The 675-nt window shown below is 41.6% G+C and carries 1 protein-coding gene and 1 pseudogene; both read left to right on the top strand.

What is annotated here, in order from left to right; translation table 11 throughout:
• Positions 1-218 precede the first annotated feature (218 nt).
• The gene (locus AC1DWB_RS36770; protein ID WP_477545974.1) at positions 219-431 is read left to right on the top strand and encodes a helix-turn-helix domain-containing protein; all 213 of its coding nucleotides are present in this window, start codon (positions 219-221) and stop codon (positions 429-431) included.
• A 13-nt stretch (positions 432-444) separates the two neighbouring features.
• A pseudogene (locus AC1DWB_RS36775) lies at positions 445-675 on the top strand (ORF6C domain-containing protein); the annotation flags it as partial.

Below are 675 nucleotides of genomic sequence, written 5' to 3' on the forward strand. Positions count from 1 at the left end.
TTCTTAGATTTCTCTCAGCTAATAGTACGGCTAAGTTGAATTTTATCAATTGAATCACCTCAGTCCCAATAGTAGCATATTGTGTCCCGGCGAGACAATAGTCTGGCCTTTTGGTGTTGACAAGGAATCGATTAATGGTGTATCATCATGTTATCCCTAAAGGACAGACTGCTGTCCCATAGGGTTCGGAATTAATCCGGAAGGGAGGAGGAATGGCAATGATACAAATTAATTTATCGGTGGTAATGGCTAAGAAAAGAATTAAGACGATTAAGGAACTCTCAACTCGGACAGGTATCTCTAAGACAACATTGTTAGCCCTGTACCATGAAAAAGGGAAAGGAGTCCAGTTCGATACGCTCGACACCTTGTGCACCGAACTGGACGTACCGATTGGCGAAATTATTGAGCATGTATCTACAGCATCTTAAAGGAGGAAAGGGAATGGAGCTTCAGTTGAATGGAACAACGAATGTATGTGGGTCGTTAATTCCGAATATTGTCGGTGGTTTTGGAAAAAACAAGAGATCAATGTTAGTAAAAACAATAGGCGAACTTCACAACAAAGAATTGAAGCATGTAAATGAAGCCATTAACAGCAGGCGGGATCGATTTAAAGATGGGATAGATGTAATTGACATCAAGGGGACGCAACTCGCGGTCGATTTGGTCGAC

Source organism: Paenibacillus sp. P4_E11, assembly GCF_056401635.1.

Excerpts from the sequence above, each read along its gene's own strand:
- AC1DWB_RS36770 (WP_477545974.1), top strand. The coding sequence starts at position 219 with ATGATACAAATTAATTTATCGGTGGTAATGGCTAAGAAAAGAATTAAG.